Genomic DNA, 20,265 nt, shown 5'->3' with positions numbered 1-20,265 from the left:
CATTAAATCCAGCCTTTTTTCTTAAAGTAGATAATAGGGAAAATCGTGGAAAGTATCATAATAATCAACACCACAGGATAGGAGAAGTCCCAATGCAGTTCGGGCATATTATCAAAGTTCATCCCATAGATTGTGCCAATAAGCGTTGGAGGCATCATCGCAACCGTTACCACCGTGAAAAGCTTAATAGTTTTATTTTGCTCAATATTGATTTGGTTTGTAAGGATCGTTTGAATATTATCAAGCGCGTGCATATTCGCAGTGGTAAATTCTACAAGCGAGTTTAGGTCCTTTAGCACAATTGTAATATTTTTTTTCACATCAGTATCCGCCTTATCGCTTTTAAGCACAGCAGTAATTGCACGCCTTTTATCAAAGAGTGAATCCCGCACGCTCATATTGACTTCTTGCAAAGATGAAAGCTCCTCAAGCATTTCCTCGTAATTGATTACATGAGAGTTAAAGACCTTTTTACGCATAGCGCGTGTATTTTTAGCTACACTTTCGAGCAAGTCAGCATCTTTCTCAACGCGGATTTCAAAAATTTTACCGAGCAAGTCAAAGCCATCTTCAAAGACTTTGGGAGTGGCAAGAACGATGTCTTGAATCTCATCAAAAACCTTAAATTCACTATAACGAATTGTTAAGAGAATATTTTTACAAAGCAAAAATGTAATGGTTTCATTGAGTAACTCAGATTCAATAGAGCGGACAAGGAAATAGGTATTAATTGTTATCGTCCTGCTATCCTCCCAATATCTCGCTGACTGCTCGATTTCTTCTCGCTCCTCTTTGCTGGGGACTTCTATGTTGTAAGTATTTGAGATATAATGCACCTCATCAGGTGAAGGGTGAAACAAATCTATCCATAGAATCTTATCGTGCTCGTGGAGCATCCTCACTTTTTCATCGCTCAAATGCAGACTTTCGCGCATAATCAGCCCATTGCGTCTAATGAAAATATTAATCATTCCTGCCTCCTTAAACTCACACTTACTAATATGTGATTGTATCAAAAACTCGCTCAAGTTTGCATAAGTTAGGCAAGTTTTGTAAGTAAGTTAAATAATCCGTTGTAGAATCTCGCCCTAATACTACATAGAAAGTCTTTAAAAGGTAAAAAGTGAAGCATATCCCTAATTTTCTAAGCCTATCACGCATTTTTTTGGCGGTTTTATTGCTTTTTGTGGCTTTGCACTATGATATGATTTTACCAGATTATGTGGATAAAAGCTGGGTAAATTACCTTACTTGCCTTATTTTTTGCATAGCGAGTTTTACCGACTTTTTTGATGGTTATATTGCGCGTAGATACAATTTTCACTCGCGCTTTGGGGAAGTTTTTGACCCATTAGCAGACAAAATGCTTATTCTTTCTGCTTTTATTGCTCTTTTAATTTTAGATAGGACATCTCCTTGGGCAGTATTTTTGATTTTATCACGAGAATTTTTTATTACTGGATTGCGCGTAATGGTGGCAGGAAGTGGCACAAGTGTGGCAGCAAGTAGAAGTGGCAAATATAAAACAGGTGCACAAATTACCGCAATCGCATTTTTATTGGCAGATTTTTTCCCCGGTGGCGAGATATTATTATGGATTGCAGTAGTATTGACTTTATATTCTGGGGCTGATTACACAATTAAATATATGAAGAGTCTATAAAAGATGAATGTCCTTATCGCATTATTTATCTTATCTTTTCTTGTTTTCTTTCACGAGCTAGGACATTTTATTGTAGCGCGTATGTGCGGTGTAAGTGTGGAAGTCTTTAGCATAGGCTTTGGTAAGAAAATAGCGAGTTTTTACAAAGGCAATACACAATATGCTCTCTCACTTATCCCTCTTGGCGGCTATGTGAAATTAAAAGGACAAGATGACGCTAATCCAAAAGCACATAATTATGAGGCAGATTCATATTTAAGCAAGAATCCATATCAACGCATTGCAATTTTGTTGGCAGGACCATTATTTAACCTACTCCTTGCCTTTTTTCTCTATATGGCGGTAGGTTTAGGTGGAAAATTAAGCCTTTTGCCTGTGATAGGAGAAGTTAAGGAAAATTATCCTGCTTACTTGGCTGGTATGAAAGTCGGGGATAGAATCTTAAGTATAGACAATAAAGAGATTAAAACTTGGGAAGAGCTAGATTCTGCCATTGTAAATGCGCAAGGGGCATTGCTTTTTACCTTGCAAAGAGATATGAATCCGCATATTGAAGTTGTGCTTACTCCATCACAGCAAGAGACAAAAAATATTTTTGGCGAGACGATTACGCGCAATATAATTGGCATTACAAGTAATGGCGAGACGGACATAGTGCGATACAATTTTTTACAAAGCATAGGCTATGGACTTGATGAGACTTTAAAGGCTTCCACACTTATCATACAAAGCATTGTGAAACTTATAAGTGGTGTCGTGCCAAGTAGTGAAGTGGGTGGCGTTGTGAGTATCGTATCTGTGATAGGTTCGGCTTCACAGGATAGCTGGGTTATGCTTTTTTGGCTTACTGCTCTTATTTCTGTGAATCTAGGGATTCTTAATCTCCTGCCAATCCCCGCACTAGATGGAGGACATATTATATTTAATTGTTATGAAATTATTATGAGGAAGCCACCGAGTGAAAATGTTGCATATTATCTTACATTGTGTGGGTGGGCAATACTTTTTGGTTTAATGTTTTTAGGATTGTATAATGATATTTTTCGTTTGTTATCATAAGGAAAGAATATGTTAGCTTTGAATCTTGAACGCGTTTTGCGTAGAATCGAAAGGGCTAGATTAGCTTATAGCCCTCATCAAATCATCTCACTTGTCGCAGTGAGTAAGTATCAAACACAGGAGCAAATCCGCACTCTTTATGAATGCGGACAAAGAGCATTTGGTGAAAATAAAGTGCAGGATTTGCGCACAAAAACCCAATCCTTAGATGATTTGCCTTTAGAGTGGCATTTTATTGGGAATTTGCAGGAAAATAAAATTAATACTCTTCTTTCTTTGAAGCCTGCGCTTTTGCATAGCTTAGATTCTATAAAACTCGCCCTTGCTTTGCAGAAACGATTAGGGGAGCAAAAAATAAGGGCATTGCTTCAAGTTAATGCTGCAAATGAGACAACTAAAAGTGGTGTGAGCATAGAATCTGCTAAAGAAATATATGAGCAAATATGTGCCACTTGCCCAAACATCAAGCTTGAGGGCATAATGAGTATTGGCGCACATAGTGATAAAAGGGCTGATATTGAAAAGAGTTTTAAGCTTACTCGTGATGTGTTTGATAAGGTGCAAGAGAGAGGGGCAAAGATTCTCTCTATGGGTATGAGCGGGGATTTTGAAATAGCTATTGCTTATGGAGCAAATCTCGTGCGGATTGGTTCAAAGCTATTTGAATAATCCCAAGCAAAGGAGGAAAAAATGAAAATATTTTTAATATTGGCTTTGTGCTATGTTGGTGTATTTGCTAAGAGCAATCAAATGACGCAACTAATGCAAAATATGGAATATGCAATGGAACAAATGCAAAGAGGGTTTTTGTATAATAAAAAAGAATGGATTGATGCAGGACTAAATGAGCTAAAAGAACTCAACAAGCAGCTGGTGCGTATAGATTCAAATGTGTATTTGAATCAAAGGCGCGATATGAATGTAGCAAATATCATCGTAAGTAGGACGAGCGAAAATATTGATCTTATGGAGAAATTCATCAAACAAAATGATATGTTAAAAAGTGCTGATGTATATGGGAGAATCTTAACTGCCTGTGTGAGCTGTCACGCGATAAGTTGGTAGATTCTTATTTGCAAAATCTTCCCTTAAAATTTTCACAAAAAGGAGCAAAAAATGGCAAAGATGAGGAAATGTGCATTATTGGTATTGTGTGCGATAATGTTAGGCTGTGGAGATTCTAAAGATTCTCAAAAGAAGCAATCTACTCAAGAACAAACGCAAGAGAGCAAGGCTCAAGGGCAAGATATTGCACAAGATTCTGCCTCTGCGCGAGAGCTGCTAGGATTACAAGAAAATAGCACGGCTTTTTATGTGCTTAAAGGCAAGGTAGGCGATAAGGAGCAAGTAGGGTATTTATCTATATGGGAGGATAAAAAGCGTGATATAGATATAGAATCTAGCATAGAGAATATAGAAAATGACCCTGAAAAAGGAAGAGTAGTTTATTTAAAGCAAAATAGCAAAGATTTTCCTTTAATGATTGCTATTACTTTGCCAAATGTGTGGAATGAAGCAATGGGAGACAATGAACATTTTATATCATCACTTGATGCTCAAAAGATTACTTTTAGTAAAGATGAAAAAGGATTTTTAAAGGTAAGTGGTGTATGGGAAGATGATAATCCTCGCGGCGATAGGCTATTTTGGCATCAAAAAAGTTATTTTAAAGGAGAGAAATTTAGCTTTATTCAAGACGACTCTTTGCCCTTAAATGTGGTAACTTTCACACAAGAATACTATACACATTCTACCAAAAAGCTAGATGGGCAAGTTATTTCATTTGAATCTACTTACAGAAAACCTATTATTTTGCCCTCATATAATCCCAAACTTGAATCTCACATCGTAGAAAAGCTTAATGCGCAACTTGCAGATGGGGCAAAAGATGTGTCGGAGCTACAAAAGCAGCTTCAATATCTAGCAAAGCAGGATTTTAAGGCATATAACCAAGAAAAAGAGCAATTTGATGCAGAATATGCAAAAATGTATAGTGTAGAATTTATAGATTCACATATTGTATCATTACAGAAATTTTCTTATGTGTATGAGGGAGGAGCACACGGGGTTCATGGCACAACAATGGAAAGCTATTCTTTGCAAAATGGCGAAAGATTATCAAGCAAATTAGAGGATTTGTTTCTTTTAGATGAGAAAAATAAAAATACACTTTTGCAAATGCTTACTCAAAAACTAGAGACGCCAGAATATAAGGAGAAACTTTTTGAGGAGACTTTGCCGCTGAAAGCATTGCCACAGACTTTTTTTGTTACATCTCAAGGTATAAAATTTGTATGGCATATTTATGAGATTGCTCCTTATGTTTATGGAGAAATAGAACTTCATATACCATATAAGGACTTAAAATCTTTTGTCAATCCTTCTTCGCCTTATGCGTATTTGTTTGGATTATAATAAAAAATGAGTATAAAAATCCTCTTTAGCCCAAGTGAGGGTAAAAATAAGCCTCAAAATACAACAAAGACTTCGCATAATGCATTATCTCACATACTAGATTCTAAAGCAGTGCGTGAATATGTAACATTTTTACAAACTGCAAGTGAGCGCGATATAAGTGCGATTTTTGGGAGTAAGATTCTTGATATGCACGATTTGGCTCTTTCGCAGAATCTACCTACTTCTCCAAGAGTAGAAGCTATTAAGCTTTATAGTGGTGTGGGGTATAAAGCCCTTGATTTTGAAAGCTTAGATTCTAAAGCGCAAAGCTATGTGTGTGAAAATTTGTATATTTTTAGCAATCTTTTTGGTGCAGTGAGGGCAGATGAGCCTTTGCCATACTACAACCTTCATCAAGGCAAAGGTGTAGGAGCTTTTAGCTTAAAAAATCTCTATAAAGATTTAAAAGCTAAAATTGATAAGATTCTATGTGGAGAGGAAGTGCTAGATTTGCGCGCTGAAGCATATATAAAGGCTTATAAATGTGAATGTGCGAGGCAATACTACCAAATCGTATTTTTAAAAAATGGCAAGAAAGTGAGCCATTATGCGAAATTTTATCGTGGCTTATACGCACGAAGTCTCACTCAAAAGAACATTAAAAGCCTTGAAAATTTAGAGAATCTGCGCTTTGATTTTATCAATCTTAGTGATGTGGTGATTACACAAAATGCTACAATATTAACCTATGAGATTATCTCTTAAGATAAATTTGCCTTTTGTAATGCCAAATGCGCTAGAATTGATTTTAGATTCTAAAATAAGGTTGGCTTATGATAAAAATCACAGAAAATAGTTTGCGAGACGGACATCAATCGCTTTTGGCTACGCGTATGCGCACAGAAGACCTCGTTGAGGTGGCAAAGATTTTTGATTCTATTGGATTTTATAGCCTAGAAGTATGGGGCGGGGCGACCTATGATACTTGTCTGCGCTACTGCAAAGAAGACCCTTTTGAACGATTAAATGAATTTAAAAAAGTATGCGTTAAAACGCCACTGCAAATGCTTTTACGAGGGCAGAATCTTATCGGCTATCGGCATTATGCTGATGATGTGGTTGAGGAATTTGTAAGGCTTTCAAGTGAAGCGGGTATGGATATTTTTAGAATCTTTGACGCCTTTAATGATTCAAGAAATCTCAAAGCCTCCATTGAAAGCGTAAAAAAATATGGCAAGCACGCACAGGGCGCGATTTGTTATACAACTTCGCCGGTGCATACGATACAAAACTTTGTAAGCTATGCAAAAGAGCTTGTTAAAATGGGTTGTGATTCTATCGCTATTAAAGATATGGCGGGGCTACTCACACCCTTTGCTGCTTATGAACTTGTCAAGGCATTGAAAGCCGAAGTCGGTGTGAGCCTTAGCCTACATACGCATTCTACCGCTGGATTTGCCTTCGGGGCGCATTTAAAGGCGGTTGAAGCAGGTGTTGATGTGCTTGATTTGGCAAACTCTGCCTTGAGTGAGGGCACGAGCCACCCTTGCACACAATCAATGGTCGCCACACTTAAAGGCACAAAATGGGATACAAAGCTTGATATTGCGCAAATGGAAGCCGCAGCGGAGATTTTACGCAAGAATCGCCGCAAATACAAGAAGTTTGAATCTCAATACAATCAAACTGATACACGTGTGCTTATCAGCCAGATTCCCGGCGGTATGATTTCAAATATGGCAAATCAGCTCAAAGAGCAAAACGCGCTTGATAGAATGGACGAAGTGATGAATGAGATTCCAAAGGTTCGTGCAGATTTTGGTTATGTGCCCTTGGTTACACCCTCTAGCCAGATTGTCGGCACACAGGCAGTGCTCAATGTGCTTATGGGTGAGCGCTACAAGACGATTACCACCGAGACACGCAATGTCGTGCGGGGGCTGTATGGACGCACACCTGCGCCACTCAACGAAAATCTAGTGAAAAAAGTGCTAAATGATGGCGAAGAGATGATAAGTGTGCGCCCAGCGGATTTACTAGAACCTGAATTAAAGAAAGCAAAAAAAGAAAGTGTGGGGTTTGCAAAAAGCCCCCAAGATGTGATTTCTTACGCAATATTTGGTGCTATCGCCGAAACCTTTTTAAAAGAGCGCAACGCGAACAAGCTTAATCCCGAACCATTAGAATCTTATGAAGAAAGATGCGATGATAAATTACCTAAAGAATTTGAAATTGTCGTCAATGGAGAGCATTATGCGATTAAAATTGAGGGTAGCGGCGAAAAAACAGACGAGGTGCGACCATTCTTTATACGCGTTGATGGTGAGTTAAAAGAAGTGTTTGTTGAAAGCACAAGCTCCACGGGAGAAACGAAGGCAGTAAAAAAACAAAATAGTGGTAGTCTCCCCCAAGCAACCGCTCCAGGACACGCAAAGTCTCCAATGCCCGGCACACTTACAAAACTTAAAGTGAAAGTAGGCGATAAAGTTAAACAAGGCGATACTCTAGCCATTGTAGAAGCTATGAAAATGGAGAATGAGGTGCTTTCTCCTATTGATGGTGTAGTAAAGGAAATTTATGCCACGCAGGGTATGCAAGTGGGGAGTGATGTGGCGATTATGCTCCTTGGTTAGATTCTAATCTAGTCAAAGCAAATCCTTGAAAGCTAATAGAATCGAGTGTAGCCATAGCAGTTTTAAGCGTTGGGGTGAGTGGTATCTATAAATGATAGCAAAAATAAGTGGAGCGATTCTCACGCAGTGGCAGGTTCATAAGCTCACACTTGCATATTTTTATCCCCTCCCCCTTGAAGCAACAAAGAAAAATATAATTTTTATATATGATAAGATTCTGTTTTATACATTTTAGAATCTTTTTTGCAGATAAGGTTTTATCTTAAATGAAACTTAGCTTCTAACTCAAGGCTAAGTTAGCCCTTTGCTTACAAGATTCTATTTTACCCAAAGGCTGTGGCTAAAACCTTAATAAAAAAATAAGAGTGTTTGAATGAATGTGAGTGAAACAATGATTTATGTTGATAATGCCGCGACCTCTTTTCCTAAACCCGAATGCGTGGTAAATGCGGTGAGTCAATTTTTATGCGAAGTGGGCGCAAGTCCTGCAAGGAGCGCACATAGGTTATCCATAGAATCTGGGCGCATTCTTTATGAGGCGCGTGCAGGATTAGCAGAATTCATAGGGCAGCCGCAGGAGGAGCGCATTATATTTGGTGCGAATGCCACGACTATGCTTAATAGTGCGCTTTATGGGTTACTAAAAAGTGGTGATAGAGTGCTTAGCACAAACCTAGAGCATAATAGCGTGGTGCGCCCGCTTGAAGCTCTAAGACGCAAACATAATGTGTGTTTTGATTTGGTAAAAGCCTCTCCCACCTGTGTGCTTGATATGCAGGAATTAGAATCTAAACTCGAGGGTGCTAAGGCTTTGATATGTGTGTATGCGAATAATGTTAGCGGGGCAGTCTTACCCATTAAACACATTTATCATCTCTGCAAGGCACATAATGTGATTTTTATCCTTGATGCTTCTCAAGCGGTGGGGCATTTACCCCTAAGCGCAGATGATGCGGATATTATTTGCGCATCCTGCCACAAGGGCTTGTATGCGCCTAGTGCGCTTGGCTTTATGAGCCTAAATCCTTTCTTTGATGAAAATAACCTCGATAGTTTTATGCAAGGGGGCAGTGGCTCACTTAGTGAGGAGATAAGCCAACCACACATATTGCCCGATAAATATGAAAGTGGCACGCCAAATATGTGCGCGATTGCCGGGCTTAGAGTTGGACTAGAGTGGATTAAAGAGCGCGGATTAGAATCTTTGCATACCTATCAAATGACATTGCGAAACTATCTCTATGAGGAGCTAAAACAGATTCATAATGTCAAAGTGTATGAGGTCGAGGGAGAAGTTATTGGGAATCTTGCCTTTAATATCGAGGGGAAATATCCCTCAAGTGTGGGATTGAAGCTTGATAGGGATTTTGGTATTTTAACGCGTGTGGGACTGCACTGCTCGCCGCTCACACATAAGAGTATAGGGAGCTTTGCAAATGGCGGGAGTGTGCGCTTGAGTGTGGGTGCATTCAATGACTTAGAGCAGATGAAGCGCATTGTGGAAGCTATCTATCATATCGCTAAAGAATCTTAGGGTTTTCAAAAGTATAAATCTCAAGCAAAATCTCGTGCTTCTAGCAAAAGTGCAGATGCTTAAAAATGATATATCTCACTTCAATGCTGGGTGTAAGACTTTATTTTTAGATTTTATGTTTTGGCTAGATTCTCTAAAAGTGCATACTCTCGCAGAATCTGCCACGATTCCACAAGCTTTTTATAACTATAACGCGCATTTGCTGGACTTGATGAAGGAAGTAAAAAGATTTGTATGCTTATGTCAATTTCAGGGGCAAAAAGTGCGCTAAGAATACGCCAAAAACGATTGCGCGAATACGCATAATAAAATTGCTCATCGCGTGAGATTACAGAGGGAAATGAGCCCAAAATCAATACACGCGAATAGGTATCAAACACAGGAGCAAATGGGTGAGTGAGGTGTATTTTTTGTATTTGAGGTTTAGGCACTTTTTTGTATTGTGCATTTTCATTTGTATTTTTCATTCTTTGATATTTTCCCTGCTTTATATTCCTCCATAGGCTCTCCCCAATTTATAAATCCATACATCAAAAAAAACATTAAACAAAAATGCAACATTGCACTTGCAAAACATAGAGTAGCGATTTTTTTATATTTGGCAAAAAGAGCGTAAATGCCTAAAACTGACAGAGAACAAAAAATAGCATTGATACAATAATGAAAAACCAGCCAATCAAATGTTCTAACTTCAGCTTTGGGGTGTGCTTTATCAAAGCCCAGCATTTGGGAAGTAATGCCAAGAAAGAACCAACAAGAAAGTCCAAAAAAGCAAAACATAAAATATTCAATATGGATATTTCTATAAAATCGTGCTAAAAATAAACTGAACACTCCTAAAAAACCAACAAGTGATAAGAATTGAAAGAGAAAATCTTTTAAGAACCAATACAAAAATCCTTTGCTTGAATCTATTGCAGCAGCAAATAAGATTCCAAGAGAGCTTATCCAAAATAAAGCAATACATACAAATACTATGCCTCTTCTCATCGCTTAACCCTATCGCTTTTTATCCATAACTTCAATATCTCGCCATTTTTGCGCTTATAGGCAACAAAGCTAAATTCGCCTCTATTTTGCAAGAGATTGAATCTATCTTTTGGAATTAAAAATAAATTATTGATTTTACACCTTTCATTAGGTGCAGAATAAAAATACGCTCTCTCCTTTGCGTGTGTGCCAATGATTTCATTTTGCATAACAAATACTACATTTTTATCTTTATATTGCTCTTGCAAAGCTAAATTTTGCGAAAAATCGCAATATTGCAAGCAATCATTGAATTTCTTTGCTAGGTTCGCATTTACAACCAAGTCCTTTACTTGCACATCATCTTGGAATGCTTGCGTTTTCCTATCATATTTTACCCAACCCAATGTTCCTCCCGGATCGCTAAACTCCATTCCGTGTTCATCTATTGCTTTATAGCTATATTCCATAAATACCTCTGCTCTTCTCACTCTTCATTGCAATACAATCTAATCATAACGCGTTTATGCTTTACATCTCATTTGTCTGTGAATTTAACAATTCTCTATATAATGCCTAAAAACATAAAGGGAAAATATGCTTGATATTGCGTTTATGCGAGATTGTGTGCCACTCTTTGCTAAAGCCCTGTCTTTGACGCTTTATATATCATTTTTTGGCATAGCACTCTCTCTTATCATTGGCTTTATAAGTGCGTGGATTCTCTTTTTCAAGGTGCGCTTTCTACGCGTGATTGTGGGTGCTTACGTGGAGTTAGCGCGCAACACTCCCTTGCTTATTCAGCTCTTTTTTCTCTACTATGGACTTCATAGTGTAGTAGGTGCAAATCTCAATGAATATGTGTGTGCTATCGCAGGTTTAGCATTTTTGGGTGGTGGATATATGTGCGAGAGCTTCCGCAGTGGATTAGAATCTATCGCGCACTCACAGATTGAAAGCGCACAGAGTTTAGGACTAAAATCTCATCAAATGATGTTTTATGTGATACTCCCTCAATCCCTTAGTGTCGCTCTGCCCTCTGTGTGTGCAAATGTGATTTTTCTCCTCAAAGAAACTTCGGTGGTGAGCGTGATTGCCCTTGCAGATATTATGTTTGTAGCAAAGGATATCATCACGCAATATTACAAGACAAACGAAGCTCTTGTAATGCTAATCCTAAGCTACCTTGTCGTGCTTCTCCCGCTCTCTGTGATGTTTTCACTCCTTGAGCGATACTACAAGAGGCGGGTGATATAATGGAAATATTTTTTGTTGGCTCAAACTTCGCACGATTAGCTCAAGGTGTGCTCCTCACGCTACAAATCGCGCTTGTCTCTATTGTCCTTGCTACTTTGGGTGGGCTACTCTTGGGCTTTGTGATGAGTGCAAAAAACATCTTTGTGCGCGGGGTGTGTAGATTCTATCTTGAATGTGTGCGGATTATCCCTATCCTTGCGTGGCTTTTCATCGTCTTTTTTGGTATTTCACAACTTTTTGATATTAATTTAAACGCGGTAACGAGCGCAATCATCGTCTTTAGCCTCTGGGGTGTGGCTGAAGTGGGCGACTTGGTGCGTGGGGCTATCACTTCTTTGCCTAAACATCAAAGCGAAAGTGGTAGGGCTCTTGGCTTAAAGCAGTGGCAAATTATGCTCTACATTATCCTACCTCAAGCCCTGCAAAGACTGCTACCCTCTCTCATATCACTTTCCACGCGTATGATTAAGACAACCTCGCTTGTAGCCTTACTTGGCGCGGTGGATTTACTCAAAGTAGGACAGCAAATCATAGAGCTTAATAAATCAAATCCAAATGCAAGTTTTTGGGTGTATGGCGGGATTTTCTGCACTTATTTTATCCTCTGCTATCCGCTTTCATACCTTAGTAAAAGATTGGAGAAAACATACCAATGAAAACAGATTCTGCACTCCTTCGCATTTCTCATCTCAAAAAAACCTATGACGGGACACATTTTGTGCTTGATGATGTCTCTATGCAGGTGCAAAAAGGTGAAGTTGTGGTAATTTTGGGCGCGAGTGGCTGTGGCAAAAGCACATTTTTACGCTGTATTAATGGATTAGAATCCACGCAAGGCGGCGAAATTGTCTTTAATGGTGAGATTATCAATCACCCCAATGCGCAGTGGAGCAAGATACGGCAGCGCATAGGTATGGTGTTTCAAAGCTATGATTTGTTTCCACATATGAGCGTGATTGATAATATTTTACTCGCTCCTATTAAAGTCCAAAAACGCGATAAAAAAGAGGTGCTCGCCCAAGCGCATACATTGCTTAAACGCGTGGGGCTAGAACATAAAATAGAATCTTCCCCCAAAGAGTTAAGCGGGGGGCAAAAACAAAGGGTGGCAATCGTGCGCGCGTTGTGTATGAATCCGGAGATTATGCTTTTTGATGAAGTAACCGCCTCGCTTGATCCCGAAATGGTAAAAGAAGTGCTAGAAGTGATTTTAGAACTCGCAAGAGAGGGTATGACAATGCTTATTGTAACGCACGAAATGCGCTTTGCTCAAAAAGTCGCAGATAGAATCTGCTTTTTTGATGAGGGCAAACTCATAGAAGAATCCACCCCACAAGAATTTTTCACTGCACCCAAAAGCCAAAGGGCACAGAAATTCCTCAATGTTTTTGAACTCTAAAATGTTTTGTTTGCAAAAGGTTGTGAAGCATACTTTTACATCTAAAAAGAAACGAAGCACAATGGATAAGCTAAAGAGATTTGTTACAATAATCCTACACTTTGCACTACTCATCTTGTTAGCGTGCTATGTAGCTATCAATAAGTGGTGGCGTTCATGGCGGACATAAAAGCGATAGAAAAACTAGAATCTAAAGGCAAAGACTAGTCAATACTGATAGCACCATAAATCCACCAAGTAGGAGACACTTCTATTACTGCTAAGGGAGATTGTGTTATTATTAAAGCTGGTGGAGTAGAAGTAGTGATAGATTCTAAAGGATTAGTCGTTAAAGGTGGGGAGGTAAAGGCGGAGTGAGGGAAGATGCTAAGAGCAGCTTTGACCCATTGCTTCTGCAAGGATTGCCATATAAGAAGGGAGAAGTAGATTATAGGACTCTATTTGCTCCAAATAATAATATTAAACTTTATGATTCTAAAGATACATATAATCGCACTCCCAATACAAATACCATAGTATGCTATGTTAATTGTGATAATTTTATAAACAATAATACAGGTAATAATCTCAATGGTTTTTCAAATAACAATAAAACTTTTTCCGCACAAGTTACAATGGATTCTAATCCTACCCAACCCTTTACCTATGAAGATTCTAACATTACAGCTAAAGAGATTATCAATAAGGATAATACTTCAACTTTGGTCATAGAATCTAATACAAATTTGCTAGAATATCAAGGTAATACCACTGATACACTAATGAGTGGAATAAGTGCAATGTTTGCTTCAATGGCAACATTAGCAGAGAAATATGGGGTAGATAAATCACTCAAAGAATCAACTAAAGGACTTGGAACTAAAGGCAGAATCTTAGCTATTATTTCAAGCACGAAGTGTTGATAAGGCAAGAATATGAATGAAAAACAAGATATAAGATATGATGAGTTTGGAGAGGAGATTCTGTATGAGATAAGGCATAATGTGTTTATATTGGATTGGATTTCTTATATATTAATTTTTTTAGTTTCTCTATTCATTCTTATAGTATTCCCAATAATGATAAGTAAAATATTCGCAGACGAAAATCCTATTCTTGTATTGATTGCTGTATTTTATAGCCCAAAGTCTTGGTTGATATTTTTGCTCTATATTGCCATTTTCTATTCGGTTATAGATGCGTATCGCCAAGTATTTTACTATCGCAAAAACAAAATCTACATTACCAATCAAGGCATAGGCTTTGAGAGAAGGAATTGGTTTAGAATACAAAAAGGATTCTTTAGATTTGGGGAAGTGGGATTAGTCAAATACTATACTCCAAGACCATTTTTAGAAAGGTCTAATTGTTTTGTTTATTATTTTTTGAATCACCAAGCACCGAGTAAAAATTATAGGTATTTTAATTTGATTTTTATGCCTAAGCATTATCATAAAGTATTTTTATGCGATGAATATATGACAAATCAAGAACGAGAAAAACTACTCAACTTCATTCGCCAAAAAACCAAAGAAGCTTTAGAATTTCAAGGAATAACAATCAGTGATGCAGAATTAAAAGATAAGATAAAAGATTTAGGCTATAAGGACATCTAATGCCACAAGATTCTAGGTTTAGGTCGGTATTTAAGATTGTTACTAGTTCTATCTGAGTGCGATTTTGTATTAAGGGTAAATTCTTTCTGCTGTGATTGCAAGATGAGTTGGCTATTTTTAATCAATCCATTTTGCTGGTGCTTTGTGTAGAGATTGCTAAAGTCCCAATTCAACCGCACACCAACAATGTAATAAGGCGAGAATGTGCCTTTTAAAAAATTTAACCCCGGATTTGCATATCCACCTTGAAAAATAAATCCACATAGGGTAAATTCTTAGCATTCTCTAGCTTTTTTTGACTCTCAATCTCGATGCTTTTGAGGCTAAAATATAATGTTTCTGGGCGAAATTCTAAAGCATTTGTGTTCTCCTCATACGCGAGATGTCGCACACTCTGCAAAAACGCACTTTGTTCCTCTAGGCTTGGAATAAGTAAATTCTCACCTATTTTTGTCGCACTTAGCATTGAAAGCGTTTGTGTTGCGATGTCTTTTTCATTTTTCAACGCCTGTGCATTTTTTTGCGTGTTGAGAATCTCGATACGCATTTTGTCGAGGATTTCTTTTTCTATCACGCCATTTTTATAGAGGATTTCAAGATTCTTCAAGTTTTTATCAAGCTCCTTGATATGTAGCTCATTTTACTCGATTTGCTCACCCAAAAGGAGCAGAGAAAAGAAAGTATTAATCACAGATTGCTGAATCTTATAGAGGCTAATCACATTATCACTCTTGCGCGTGGCGTATTGTGCGCAACTCATATCTTTTTGTGCAACAAGCCCCATATCAAGCACGGGCTGGGCAAGCTCAAAGGCAAATTGATACTGGTCTTTACTCAATGGCTTGTAGTTGAAAGTTGGAAAAATACCTTGCATTTGATTATTATCAAAAGGCAAGGTTGTAACATCGCTTTGATAGGAAACCTTGCTTGAAAAGCGCAAATGTGGGATAAAGTGCATATTATATCTTTCAAGCGTGAGACTTAATACCCTATCTAAAAGCTTGGTATTTTGATAGAGTGGGTAATTCTCCCTAGCAAGCTTCATATAATGCTCGATATTCTGCCCTACCTCATCTTCCCCTAACACCACAGATAGTAGGCACAAGATACCACAAATAAGTCTCCTCATTTATCCCCCTTAAAATATTTTCTTAATTCTTTGACGAGATTCTAACAAAAAAATAAATAGTTTGATGAATTTTGCAGATTCTATACAATGACACATACTTGCTTAGATTCAAAAATCTAGCCTAGAGTTTAGAATCTTAGCAACGCACTCAAACCATTCTGCCAATTCAACTCATAGTATGACAGCATATAAGAAAAATTCGACTTCACAAGAAGGTGGAAATGCTTAGTTTCTAAAATGCCAATGCTTATTTCGCCAAAGACTCCATTACTCATACCGAGCCTATCATACACGATTACACCATTTGCCAACACGCCCACACCCGAGCTTGAAAGATTTAAATCACTCAATGCCCCAACGCTCAATGCTCCTTCAAAATAGCGCATATCCCAAATATTTTTTACCCCCATAAGCATATTAAATCCGCTATCAACAGGACGGCGATTTTTGAGCTTCTCTTGAAGTGGAAAAAATGCGTAGCTCTCTAAGCGCACAAAGGGCATTAAGGTATATTTACCAAAGCTAAAACCATATCCATAATCGACATTAAATAGCACACTCTGCTCGTCAAACTCCACGCCAGAAACACCTCCTGCAAGTCGCGCAGGGAGGGCAAAGGCAAAACCTAACTCAAACCCCAACATATGATAACCCCTATCGCTTTGTGCGAATAAAATATCAAGCTGGGCTAATGTGCCAATTTGAAAATTTGCATCATATTCAAGGGTAAAATCCTGTGTGTTTGTGCGAAATGGCTGAAGAGAAGATTTAGTAAAATTTGTCTGCACGGATAAAAGCACATCACTTTGATTGTTATTGACTAAGATTCTATGATATTCCAGCCCCACGCCATTCACAGAGATTCCAAACTGATGATGACGCATATAGGAATTAAGATAATGCAACGAGAGACTTTGCGTGATTGAGTGCTTCTCTAGCGTAGATTTATCCACAGCATTATTCGTAGATTTCACAGAACGCGTATAAGGCAGATTCAAACTATCGGGTGAAAATGCCTCATCTTGCAAAGGCACGATAATGTCCGCACCAAAAGCGCACACAGACAACAAACCTTGCAAGATATATCGTAAAAGCATTATTTTTTAGCGAGGGAGCGCAAAAATTCCTCTAAATTAAACTTTTTGCGATGATTAGGCGTAAAGATATGAATCATAATATCCCCCAAATCTGCAATAACCCAATCCTCGCTTTTCTCATCTGTGGAGTAAAACACCTCGTTCAAGGGCTTTAGCTCACTTTTTAGATGATCTAGCAAAGCAAAGGCGTGCTTCCCAATCATCGCGCTTACAATAATCACATAATCAACAATATAATCCCTATCTCTCACATCAAAGACTTCGATATCCTCGCCTTTTTTATCAGCTAAAAGTGCGCTTATATAGTCTATGCGCTCCTGTGGATTGCGTAAAATTTTTTGCTCCTGCAATATTTCCAAAACTGCTCCTTTAATAAATTTAAACGCGCATTATAGCCTAAAATATGCCTTTATAATGCTATGAATGCAAGGTGGCATCATCATAAGTGCGCTATTGATGTCTCCACTATGCAGCAAGGTGCGCACTGCGCTTGAAGACAACGCACTAAAATCTTGCAAATGGAGGTTTTCAATCACGTGCGGGGCAAAATGAGAATGCAGAGCAAGGCTAGAATACGCGGCAGATTCAGAATCTGCATTATGCACAGCACTCGCCCTTTTCTTCATATCTCCACTTTTTTTAGAATCTACGCAGGAGCTAGATTCTAAAGTAGATTCAGGGCTAGATTCTAAATCCACCCTATGAACTACCACGAAATCAACCATTTCGCATAATTCTTGCGGATTGTGCCACCGCGCTAATTGATTGAAACTATCACTACCCAGCACAAAGGCATATTTCATATCCCTACACATATCCGCATATTTTGCCTTTAGCTCATTTTGAATCTCCCTCACACTCTCCACGCTATACACGGCGCGGTTTTGCCTTATCTCATAGTCATTTACACTCACACGCGGCAGAGACGCTAGGGACGAAGATGAAAGAGGTGGATACTGCGCATTATATTCTTTAGCTATTTTCTCACACATTTGCAATCGTTGAAGCGGAGCAAAGAGCGGCGGGGTTTTCAATGGATTTTTAAAGTTTGGCATAAGGATAATATGAGTGTAAAGCACATTCTCACACAATGTGCGGATAATCTCGCTATGCCCCTTATGGGGCGGGTCAAAGCTCCCACCATAGATTGCTACATAGCCCTGCATTTGCCAATGCCCTTATGTTTATATAATACTCATAGAATCTTAGCTTACTTAAAAGCAACTCACGCTACTCAAAGCGACTTGCGCGTGTGAGCTTTGAAAACTTTACACCCTTTAAGCCACCGATTTCAATGCTAAGATTCTCAATATTGCTTCCCTTGCCGCGTAAAATAATTGTCTCTAAACAATTATGATGGTCTAAATGAATATGTGTATTGCATAGAATCTCCACGCTACCATTGTGTGTGTTTGTGTGCTGAATATCAATCATTCTTTGATTTAAATCCCGTTGATGATGGTCATAAATAATCGTCAAAACTGCCACGCCCTGTGTGTCTTCCGTGCCACTACTCCATACTTCCTCATTAAGTTTTTCGCGTATCATATCACGCACGATTTCTGAACGTGATGAGTAGCCTTTATGTGTTAGACGCTCATCAAGGCTTTCAAGCAAATTCTCTGGTAAAGACACACTAAATCGAATAATATTGGGCTTCATTGTGCTTCCTTTAGCTTATGAATATAAGCCAAATTGTAACCTAAAAAAACTAAGCATAAAAGCGAAGTATGGAGTTTAAGTGAAATTAAAAGGAAATATAAACTTATCTTAAGAATGATTTTTATAATATGTGCGAGTTCATTTTTAAGTCTTGGAGCATATTAATGGAATTTCTAAAAGAATATATCGACCATATCATTTTTGCTATTTTGGGCTTGATGAGCTTTCTAAGCGTATGGTTTAGCTGTGAAAGGCTTATATTTTTTGCAAAACTTAAACTCACAGACTATCAAAACGAAGATGCGCTTGAAGAATCATTAAGTAAGAATCTTACCGCACTTTATATCATCTACTCAAATGCACCTTATGTGGGACTTCTTGGCACCGTTATTGGAATTATGATTACATTCTATGATATGGGTATGAGTGGCGGAATGGACGCTCAAAGCATTATGGTAGGGCTATCTACCGCACTCAAAGCCACAGCATTAGGGTTAGTGGTGGCAATCCCCACACTTATCGTGTATAACTGCTTTGTGCGTAAAATGGATATCGAAATCAGCCGCTACAAGCGTCTAAACAAACAAAAAGACTAGGACAAGGCGATGAGAATCCCAAAAAAAGATGGTTTAAATATCGTGCCTTTCATTGATGTTATGCTCGTGCTTTTAGCGATTGTGTTAAGCGTATCGACCTTTATTGCGCAAGGGCAAATAAAAGTCGAGCTTCCATATGCGAGTCAAAATCAGCAAAGCAAAGATGAAAAGCCAATTCTCATTGCAATTGATGATAAAAATATTATCTATTTTAACGATAAACCCATTGATGCAGAATCTCTCAAAACAGAGCTTGCCAATGTCAATAACAAGACGCTTATTCAGCTCAAAAGCGATAAGGATTCAAAATTTGAAAGCTTTGTGCAAATCATAGATATTTTAAAGGAGAAAGGGCATGAAAACTTTGGTATTTCAACAAAAAATAAATAACCTTTTTAACAAAACCAATGCCCACAATAGCAATGAACATATATCAAATTATGCAGGATTCATAATCAGCCTTGCACTCCACCTTGCCCTTTTTTTCTCGTTATATGGTGTTTTTTATAATATGGATTTGCGGCAAAATGGCGAGAGCATCACGACACTCTCCCTTGCTACTTTTATGGATACCTCAAATGAAGATTCTGTGAGTGAGACAAAGCCAATTGTAAAAAAGCAAAAGCATAGAGAAATCACAAAGCACGATGGCAAACTTGCAAAACAAGAAGAAATCATTACCCCACCACAAAACCCTCCAAAGGCACAGCCTAGTGAAAATCTAGAGGAAGGTGATGTGATACAAACACTCACTTTTAATGATGGGAGCGAAGATGAGCTTTTCTCCAAACTCAAACGCGCCATTGACCGCAAAAGTAAATATCCACCTATGGCACGAAAGCAAGGGCTAGAAGGGCGTGTGGTGGTTGAATTTGTGATACATAAAAATGGTGGCGTCTCACATATCCAACTTGTTGAATCTTGCCCTCATAAATCACTCAATCTTGCCGCGCTCAACGCAATTAAACAAGCACAAAATGATTTTCCTATTTTCACACAAACGACTAAAATCCGCCTACCTATTGTTTATGAGCTTGATAGGGGTTAGCCCTATTTGGCTTTGCCTAGTTTTATTTTAACAAATCGCCAAGTCTTGCCATAGAATAATTTGCAATAAAATTTTGTCGCTATACAAAAAGCATATTTGCTTACCATATTTTGCACCAATTTCAAAAGTTAGTTTCCAAACAAAAAAGTATCAAAAGTCTTTAGAAAATTTAAAAGATTTTAGGAAGTTTTGAGTTTTAAACCCCCAAGGGCGTAAAGCCTTTGGGG

27 protein-coding genes are annotated in these 20,265 nt (G+C 38.2%); 17 read left to right on the top strand and 10 right to left on the bottom strand.

Translation table 11 applies throughout. The features are described from left to right. Positions 1-2 precede the first annotated feature (2 nt). A complete protein-coding gene (gene corA / locus LS67_RS03690; protein ID WP_034327068.1) occupies positions 3-971 on the bottom strand; it encodes a magnesium/cobalt transporter CorA in 969 nt (322 codons plus the stop codon). 152 nt (positions 972-1,123) lie between these two features. Between corA and pgsA the strand changes: the two genes are divergently transcribed. From pgsA to LS67_RS03645, 9 genes are all read left to right on the top strand, one after another. Beyond that, positions 1,124-1,663, top strand: a complete 540-nt coding sequence (gene pgsA, locus LS67_RS03685) for a CDP-diacylglycerol--glycerol-3-phosphate 3-phosphatidyltransferase (protein ID WP_034327070.1) — start codon at positions 1,124-1,126, stop codon at positions 1,661-1,663. A gap of 3 nt (positions 1,664-1,666) precedes the next feature. Beyond that, positions 1,667-2,722 (top strand): RIP metalloprotease RseP, encoded by a 1,056-nt coding sequence (gene rseP, locus LS67_RS03680; protein ID WP_034327072.1) that lies wholly within the window; start codon positions 1,667-1,669, stop codon positions 2,720-2,722. 9 nt (positions 2,723-2,731) lie between these two features. Continuing rightward, a complete protein-coding gene (locus LS67_RS03675) occupies positions 2,732-3,391 on the top strand; it encodes a YggS family pyridoxal phosphate-dependent enzyme (protein ID WP_034327073.1) in 660 nt (219 codons plus the stop codon). A 21-nt stretch (positions 3,392-3,412) separates the two neighbouring features. Then, positions 3,413-3,787, top strand: coding sequence for a hypothetical protein (locus tag LS67_RS03670; RefSeq protein ID WP_034327074.1), 375 nt, complete (start codon positions 3,413-3,415; stop codon positions 3,785-3,787). A gap of 51 nt (positions 3,788-3,838) precedes the next feature. Beyond that, positions 3,839-5,137 (top strand): DUF3298 and DUF4163 domain-containing protein, encoded by a 1,299-nt coding sequence (locus LS67_RS03665; protein ID WP_034327075.1) that lies wholly within the window; start codon positions 3,839-3,841, stop codon positions 5,135-5,137. 6 nt (positions 5,138-5,143) lie between these two features. After that, a complete protein-coding gene (locus LS67_RS03660) occupies positions 5,144-5,884 on the top strand; it encodes a YaaA family protein (RefSeq protein WP_138109589.1) in 741 nt (246 codons plus the stop codon). 68 nt (positions 5,885-5,952) lie between these two features. Further along, positions 5,953-7,752 carry a sodium-extruding oxaloacetate decarboxylase subunit alpha gene (oadA, locus tag LS67_RS03655; RefSeq protein ID WP_034327076.1) on the top strand — a complete coding sequence of 600 codons (1,800 nt, stop codon included), beginning with the start codon at positions 5,953-5,955 and terminating at the stop codon, positions 7,750-7,752. 91 nt (positions 7,753-7,843) lie between these two features. Then, positions 7,844-7,987 carry a hypothetical protein gene (locus tag LS67_RS09580; RefSeq protein ID WP_156407279.1) on the top strand — a complete coding sequence of 48 codons (144 nt, stop codon included), beginning with the start codon at positions 7,844-7,846 and terminating at the stop codon, positions 7,985-7,987. A gap of 138 nt (positions 7,988-8,125) precedes the next feature. Further along, the gene (locus tag LS67_RS03645; protein WP_034327078.1) at positions 8,126-9,286 is read left to right on the top strand and encodes an aminotransferase class V-fold PLP-dependent enzyme; all 1,161 of its coding nucleotides are present in this window, start codon (positions 8,126-8,128) and stop codon (positions 9,284-9,286) included. 113 nt (positions 9,287-9,399) lie between these two features. On the opposite strand, the gene LS67_RS03640 is transcribed toward LS67_RS03645, so the two are convergent. The 3 genes from LS67_RS03640 to LS67_RS03630 are packed head-to-tail and all read right to left on the bottom strand — an operon-like array spanning position 9,400 to position 10,725. Further along, the gene (locus tag LS67_RS03640) at positions 9,400-9,753 is read right to left on the bottom strand and encodes a hypothetical protein (protein ID WP_052082225.1); all 354 of its coding nucleotides are present in this window, start codon (positions 9,751-9,753) and stop codon (positions 9,400-9,402) included. Then, positions 9,737-10,276: a hypothetical protein gene (locus tag LS67_RS03635; RefSeq protein WP_034327080.1), complete on the bottom strand. Its 540-nt coding sequence runs from the start codon at positions 10,274-10,276 to the stop codon at positions 9,737-9,739. The genes LS67_RS03640 and LS67_RS03635 overlap by 17 nt, the downstream gene beginning before the upstream one ends. Beyond that, entirely contained in the window at positions 10,273-10,725 is a 453-nt protein-coding gene (locus tag LS67_RS03630) for a hypothetical protein (RefSeq protein ID WP_052082224.1), read from the bottom strand. The genes LS67_RS03635 and LS67_RS03630 overlap by 4 nt, the downstream gene beginning before the upstream one ends. 127 nt (positions 10,726-10,852) lie before the next feature. Between LS67_RS03630 and LS67_RS03625 the strand changes: the two genes are divergently transcribed. From LS67_RS03625 to LS67_RS03605, 5 genes are all read left to right on the top strand, one after another. Continuing rightward, positions 10,853-11,512 carry an amino acid ABC transporter permease gene (locus LS67_RS03625; protein ID WP_034327082.1) on the top strand — a complete coding sequence of 220 codons (660 nt, stop codon included), beginning with the start codon at positions 10,853-10,855 and terminating at the stop codon, positions 11,510-11,512. Beyond that, positions 11,512-12,168 carry an amino acid ABC transporter permease gene (locus LS67_RS03620; protein WP_034327084.1) on the top strand — a complete coding sequence of 219 codons (657 nt, stop codon included), beginning with the start codon at positions 11,512-11,514 and terminating at the stop codon, positions 12,166-12,168. Before LS67_RS03625 ends, LS67_RS03620 begins: the two co-directional genes overlap by 1 nt. After that, positions 12,165-12,911 (top strand): amino acid ABC transporter ATP-binding protein, encoded by a 747-nt coding sequence (locus LS67_RS03615; RefSeq protein WP_034327086.1) that lies wholly within the window; start codon positions 12,165-12,167, stop codon positions 12,909-12,911. The genes LS67_RS03620 and LS67_RS03615 overlap by 4 nt, the downstream gene beginning before the upstream one ends. 353 nt (positions 12,912-13,264) lie before the next feature. Continuing rightward, positions 13,265-13,813 (top strand): hypothetical protein, encoded by a 549-nt coding sequence (locus LS67_RS03610; RefSeq protein WP_236096336.1) that lies wholly within the window; start codon positions 13,265-13,267, stop codon positions 13,811-13,813. 12 nt (positions 13,814-13,825) lie between these two features. Continuing rightward, on the top strand, positions 13,826-14,506 hold the full coding sequence (locus tag LS67_RS03605; RefSeq protein ID WP_034327088.1) for a hypothetical protein: 681 nt from the start codon (positions 13,826-13,828) through the stop codon (positions 14,504-14,506). A gap of 220 nt (positions 14,507-14,726) precedes the next feature. On the opposite strand, the gene LS67_RS03600 is transcribed toward LS67_RS03605, so the two are convergent. From LS67_RS03600 to nikR, 6 genes are all read right to left on the bottom strand, one after another. Beyond that, positions 14,727-15,113 (bottom strand): hypothetical protein, encoded by a 387-nt coding sequence (locus LS67_RS03600; RefSeq protein ID WP_034327090.1) that lies wholly within the window; start codon positions 15,111-15,113, stop codon positions 14,727-14,729. Positions 15,114-15,146: 33 nt separating this feature from the next. Continuing rightward, on the bottom strand, positions 15,147-15,635 hold the full coding sequence (locus LS67_RS03595; RefSeq protein ID WP_034327093.1) for a TolC family protein: 489 nt from the start codon (positions 15,633-15,635) through the stop codon (positions 15,147-15,149). A gap of 128 nt (positions 15,636-15,763) precedes the next feature. Continuing rightward, positions 15,764-16,696, bottom strand: coding sequence for a hypothetical protein (locus LS67_RS03590; protein WP_138109587.1), 933 nt, complete (start codon positions 16,694-16,696; stop codon positions 15,764-15,766). A 35-nt stretch (positions 16,697-16,731) separates the two neighbouring features. Then, complete coding sequence (gene rsfS / locus LS67_RS03585) at positions 16,732-17,085, bottom strand: ribosome silencing factor (RefSeq protein WP_081953919.1); 354 nt, start codon at positions 17,083-17,085, stop codon at positions 16,732-16,734. Positions 17,086-17,121: 36 nt separating this feature from the next. Beyond that, positions 17,122-17,898 (bottom strand): nicotinate-nicotinamide nucleotide adenylyltransferase, encoded by a 777-nt coding sequence (locus LS67_RS03580; protein WP_034327096.1) that lies wholly within the window; start codon positions 17,896-17,898, stop codon positions 17,122-17,124. A 64-nt stretch (positions 17,899-17,962) separates the two neighbouring features. Continuing rightward, positions 17,963-18,394, bottom strand: coding sequence for a nickel-responsive transcriptional regulator NikR (gene nikR, locus LS67_RS03575; RefSeq protein WP_034327098.1), 432 nt, complete (start codon positions 18,392-18,394; stop codon positions 17,963-17,965). Positions 18,395-18,558: 164 nt separating this feature from the next. On the opposite strand from nikR, the gene exbB reads away from it, so the two are divergent. The 3 genes from exbB to LS67_RS03560 are packed head-to-tail and all read left to right on the top strand — an operon-like array spanning position 18,559 to position 20,038. Beyond that, entirely contained in the window at positions 18,559-18,990 is a 432-nt protein-coding gene (gene exbB / locus LS67_RS03570; protein ID WP_034327100.1) for a TonB-system energizer ExbB, read from the top strand. A gap of 9 nt (positions 18,991-18,999) precedes the next feature. Continuing rightward, on the top strand, positions 19,000-19,380 hold the full coding sequence (exbD, locus tag LS67_RS03565) for a TonB system transport protein ExbD (RefSeq protein WP_034327102.1): 381 nt from the start codon (positions 19,000-19,002) through the stop codon (positions 19,378-19,380). Next, positions 19,346-20,038: an energy transducer TonB gene (locus LS67_RS03560; RefSeq protein ID WP_034327104.1), complete on the top strand. Its 693-nt coding sequence runs from the start codon at positions 19,346-19,348 to the stop codon at positions 20,036-20,038. The genes exbD and LS67_RS03560 overlap by 35 nt, the downstream gene beginning before the upstream one ends. The last annotated feature ends 227 nt before the right edge of the window (positions 20,039-20,265 follow it).

Origin of the sequence: Helicobacter sp. MIT 03-1616 (assembly GCF_000765685.2) — a bacterium.
Classification (GTDB): domain Bacteria; phylum Campylobacterota; class Campylobacteria; order Campylobacterales; family Helicobacteraceae; genus Helicobacter_C; species Helicobacter_C typhlonius.
This window is presented reverse-complemented; position numbering and strand designations above follow the sequence as displayed.